This is a genomic window from Leptolyngbya sp. GB1-A1 (genome assembly GCF_039962475.1).
Classification (GTDB): domain Bacteria; phylum Cyanobacteriota; class Cyanobacteriia; order Elainellales; family Elainellaceae; genus Leptolyngbya_A.
Genome location: NZ_JAMPLI010000115.1, coordinates 1 through 3,151, shown reverse-complemented (window position 1 = coordinate 3,151; position 3,151 = coordinate 1). Strand labels below are relative to the sequence as shown.

Here is a 3,151-nt window from a genome sequence, read left to right as displayed (position 1 = left end):
TTGCCGAACAGAATGTCGTTGCCCTGCTCGCCTTCAATGCGATCATTCCCCTGCCGACTGCTTAAAAGGTCATTTCCCCTAAAACCGTCTATATCATCATTGGCTCGAGTACCTACCAGAATGTTATTTCTATTGTTGCCTGCAACGCGGTTGAAGGAGGGTTGGGGAATTGTGCCTGTGATGGTTTGATTGATGGTATCTGCAAAAATCCCGTGAGTTTTAGTCGTGGGATGGAACTGATCCCAGAAGAAAAATTCGTTTGGATTCGACTGAGGCGAGAATAGCAGCGGAGTTGTAATGTTGGTATAGCCAAACTTAGCAGGATCCGAGGCAATGGATTCTCCAAGGCTGAATAGATCGACCCGCGTGGTCTTAAACGTCAAATTGCCTAACTCCAGGTCAACAGCCGCATTGAAGGCTTTGCTGATCGCAGTGAGTTCTGCTGAAGCTCCCCCGGCAGCGGGTAACCGTCCCAGATTTCCCACGTTCGGAACAACAAAGTTCTTCGCGCCCGCACTTTCTAAAGTTGAAACAGCATTTTTGATATTGAGACTTCCCTCCCGCAGCAGCGCCGCTGGATCTGCAAAGGTTGTACCTGCGCCCAACGGGTCTGGTAGGGGTGATCCTCTGAGGGTATCGATGAAGTCGTTAGAACCTGCCCAAACAATATAAAGCCCATCTGGGTCTGCACTACCCGTGCCAACCCTACTTCTGAAAGCATCAATTTGATCCAGTAAGCCGGGAAGGTCCCGCCTGACATCGTCTTCAAGAACATTGCTCCGTCCGGTGGTTGCCCCGCCAAATGCAAGGTTATTAGGCTGCTGCAAGCTGTAGCCAGTGCCCAGAAGGGTTGCCAACTGCTCAACCGCGACGGGTCCGTTGGAGAATCGCCCATTAAAGTAAGGGGGGCTTGGAGGAATCAGTCTTCCGCTGGCAGCAAAGGCATTGCCTGTATCAGAGATGCTGTCGCCGAACACATAAATATTTTTTGTAGCCATCTTTTCCTTTTGATTCTGTAACTGTTGATAGGTCAGAAGGCGAAGCTGCGAGGTGAGGACGATGTGAAGCAGTTCCCCTCTGGGACGATCGGTTCCCTATCTTTTGATCGCTCTTGTCCAGCTCCTCCAGTGCTATTGCTTGGCATAGTACCATTATTGGCTTACCCAGTTCTTCAGTTGACAAACCTGCTGTATCGCTCACCCATCCATCGAAGTCCGATGCCCGATCGAATGCTGGATTGTGATTTATGCTGAAAACTGGATCTCACCCAATCTGTTCAAAACAATCAATCAAAGCAGCGAATGCCCCAGCGAAATGATCTAGATTTTTATAATCGTGTTGCCGACGAATGGTGGTGCGAAACGGCGAAAATCTACGCGCTTTATCACCTGAACCCAGCCCGCTTCCAGTATTTTGATCACCATATTTCTAGTTGGGCAGGCTTAAAGGTTTTAGATGTTGGCTGTGGCGGCGGCTTCTCCTGTGAATATTTAGCAAGGCGGGGCGCGATCGTGCATGGTATTGACCAGTCACCAAGCTGCATTGCTGCGGCTCAAAAACACGCCTCAGTGAGTCAACTGGCAATCGATTACTGTCACGCATACGCCGAATCTTTGCCCTATCCAGATCAAAGTTTTGATGTCGTCGTCTGCGTGGATGTTTTGGAGCATGTGGCAGATTTGCAGCAGACGATCGCTGAGATTCATCGCGTCTTGAAACCAGGGGGAATGTTTTGCTTTGACACAATTAACCGCACCTTTAAGTCAAAGCTAATTATGGTCTGGCTGCTGGAAGATTGGCTGCGTCAGATTCCGCGTGGGATTCACGACTGGCAAAAGTTTATCAAGCCAAAAGAACTTCAGAATTTAATGGTGAAAAAGGGTTTTGAGGCGATCGAAATTCAAGGGTTTAATGTGTTAGGTGAAACGGTGCGAGAAAATATTGAAGCTTATTTGCACTATCGTAAAACAGGCGCATTTAAGATTCGCTTCAGTGACAACACATCGGTCATGTATATCGGCAAAGCAAAACGCCTATCAACTTCCTGAATGGCAGTTTAAGGCCCAATTTAGCTCAGTAAAAATCTAGCTCAATAAAAAAGACTGGGACATTGCCCAGCCTAACTCAAAACAACTAAGATATTCCGCTTGGGAGGACTGACTTAGAGCTTCGGAACGTACTGCTCTTTCTCAGGAACCACGGTGTATTCTGCCACAATCTGACGGAACTCTTCGCCGTCGATCGTCTCTTTTTCAATCAGCAAATCAACCAATCGATCGATGACTTCGCGGTTATCGCGAACGATTTTGCAGGACTGCTCGTAGCAGTGTTCGACAATCGATCGCACCTGAGCATCAATCCGGGCAGCAATCTCTTCTGAGTATTCCGAGCGAGACATCCAATCCCGTCCCAGGAACACTTCACCCTGCTGGCTTTCCAGCGAGAGCGGTCCCAAGTCAGACATACCGAAGCGAGTGACCATCTGCCGCGCCATGCCAGACACCTGCTGAAGGTCGCCGCCTGCGCCTGTCGTGACTTCTGCATCGCCAAAGATGACCACCTCGGCAGCGCGTCCGCCCAGTGCGCCTGTGATTCTTGCCATAAGCTGCGATCGAGAAATGAGACCCTGCTCCTCGTTGGGCGTAAACCAGGTAAGACCCTGCGCTTGTCCGCGTGGAATCAGCGTGACTTTTTGAACCGGATCGTGGTCTTTCATCAGCGTCCCGACGATCGCGTGTCCAATTTCGTGGTAGGCGATGAGTCGCTTGCTCTTGCTGTCTACGAGGGGCGTACCTTCCATTCCCGCCACAACCCGATCGACTGCGTCATCAATTTCGAGCATCGTAATGGCTTCTTTACGACGACGCGCTGTGAGAATTGCCGCTTCGTTCAGCAGGTTTGCCAGATCCGCTCCAGTAAATCCGGGCGTCCGGCGGGCGATCGCTTCCAGGGAAACGGCTTGGTCAATCTTTTTATTGCGGGCATGGACTTGCAGCACTTCCAGACGACCTTTGATGTCCGGTGCATCTACTGTCACCTGGCGATCGAAGCGACCGGGGCGCAGAAGCGCGGAGTCCAGGACATCGGGACGGTTCGTTGCCGCAATGATGATAATGCCCGTGTTGCCCTCGAAGCCGTCCATTTCGGTCAG

The 3,151-nt window shown here is 50.7% G+C and carries 2 protein-coding genes and 1 pseudogene; 1 reads left to right on the top strand and 2 read right to left on the bottom strand.

Features of this window, described 5'->3' with window-relative positions:
* A partial coding sequence (locus NDI45_RS30715; protein WP_348250062.1) for an SGNH/GDSL hydrolase family protein occupies positions 1-998 on the bottom strand: 998 nt, incomplete at its 3' end.
* Between the two features lie 303 nt (positions 999-1,301).
* Here NDI45_RS30715 and ubiG point away from each other — a divergent pair.
* Positions 1,302-2,048: a bifunctional 2-polyprenyl-6-hydroxyphenol methylase/3-demethylubiquinol 3-O-methyltransferase UbiG gene (gene ubiG / locus NDI45_RS30710; RefSeq protein WP_190794015.1), complete on the top strand. Its 747-nt coding sequence runs from the start codon at positions 1,302-1,304 to the stop codon at positions 2,046-2,048.
* 113 nt (positions 2,049-2,161) lie between these two features.
* On the opposite strand, the pseudogene ftsH2 reads toward ubiG, so the two are convergent.
* Positions 2,162-3,151, bottom strand: a pseudogene (gene ftsH2, locus NDI45_RS30705) (ATP-dependent zinc metalloprotease FtsH2); the annotation flags it as partial.

Coding starts and splice junctions, on each gene's coding strand:
- ubiG (WP_190794015.1), top strand. CDS start 1,302: ATGCCCCAGCGAAATGATCTAGATTTTTATAATCGTGTTGCCGACGAA.